1 protein-coding gene is annotated in these 1303 nt (G+C 68.3%); it reads right to left on the reverse strand.

Going from position 1 to position 1303, the window contains the following annotated elements; translation table 11 throughout:
- Positions 1-66: 66 nt before the first annotated feature.
- The gene (locus tag ACH45E_RS45740) at positions 67-1290 is read right to left on the reverse strand and encodes an IS701 family transposase (protein WP_399042900.1); all 1224 of its coding nucleotides are present in this window, start codon (positions 1288-1290) and stop codon (positions 67-69) included.
- Positions 1291-1303 lie beyond the last annotated feature (13 nt).

Raw genomic sequence — 1303 nt, forward strand, 5'->3', positions numbered from 1 at the left:
CGACTGCTTGGCGTTGGCGGCGCCAGTTCGACCAGCTCAGCGCGTGGTGTCGTCCGCGGTGTCCGCTCAGGTGCGGGGGCCGGGCACGACAAGCTGCCAGGAGTCGCCGAACCTCCGCCACTGTGAGCCCGATGAGCCCGGGCGTCTCACCTGTTCCGCCCCCTTTTCCCAGGACTGGTGTGCCGTGGCGGCCAGGAAGGCGTGAGCGAGCATGGCCAGAGTGATGTGCCGATACCAACCCACGTAGCGGCGGACCTCGTACTGGTCCAGGCCGCACTCGTTCTTCGCGGCCTGGAAGCACTCCTCGATCGCCCAGCGTGCCCCGGCGACCCGCACCAGCTCCTGGACGGTGACCTGCAGGGGTGCGTAGGCGAGGTAGTAGGCGATCTCGTCGGGCTTGCTGATGCTGCGCCGGGCCAATGCCCACCGCATCCGGTGAGGGACCTCTCCCTGATAGTCGAATTCGGCGACGGCCGGCAGCCGCACGGCTGCCCAGTGATAGATGCGGGGGCCCTTCGCTCCGTCGCCGCATGAGATCTTCTCCCATGCCTCGGCGGGTGCCTGCGCGAACAGGCCCTCGATCCGTGAACAGCCCACGCTGAACTGAGACTTGGGCACGGCCAGCACGTAGCCGACACCCGACTGTTCCAGCAGCCGGCGGAATCGGTTGTCCTGGCCGTAGGCGGAATCCGCGGTGACCCAAGTGATGGGCAGTGGTGAGGCCAGGGCCCGCAGCACCATGTGCCGGGCCAGTTCGCCCTTGGTGGCGAACTCCCGCTCGTCGGGGACCTTTGCGGTGCGGCAGCGTTCCCGGTCCTCGGTCCAGGACTTCGGGAGGTAGAGCTCTCGGTCCACCAGGGCCCTGCCGCGGGTGGTGGCGTAGGCGGCGAAGACGCCGATCTGGCAGTTCTCGGTCCGGCCGGCGGTTCCGGAGTACTGGCGCTGGACCCCGGCGGAGGTGGTGCCCTTCTTGATGAACCCGGTGTCGTCGATGATCAGGACACCGTCGCCCTCGCCGAGCTTGTCGGCGACGTATTCCTGCAGGTCGTCGCGGATGTCATCGGGCTCCCACTTCGATCCGGCGAGGAGGTGCTGCAGGCCGTCAGGGGTGGAGTGGCCGGCCTGTTCGGCCAGCTGCCAGCTGTTCTTGCGGGCTACCGGGGCGAGCAGCCCGCACACGTAGTCCCGCATCCGGCGGCGGAGCTCAACTCGGCCGAAGCGGTGCCCGATACTCAGGAAGAGGTCATCCAGTTCGAGGTCCCATTGCGCGGCGGCAGACTCGGTGATCACCCTCGGAGGCTGC

The sequence above is a fragment of the Streptomyces sp. NPDC020299 genome, assembly GCF_044387825.1.
In the GTDB taxonomy this organism is placed as follows: Bacteria; Actinomycetota; Actinomycetes; order Streptomycetales; family Streptomycetaceae; genus Streptomyces.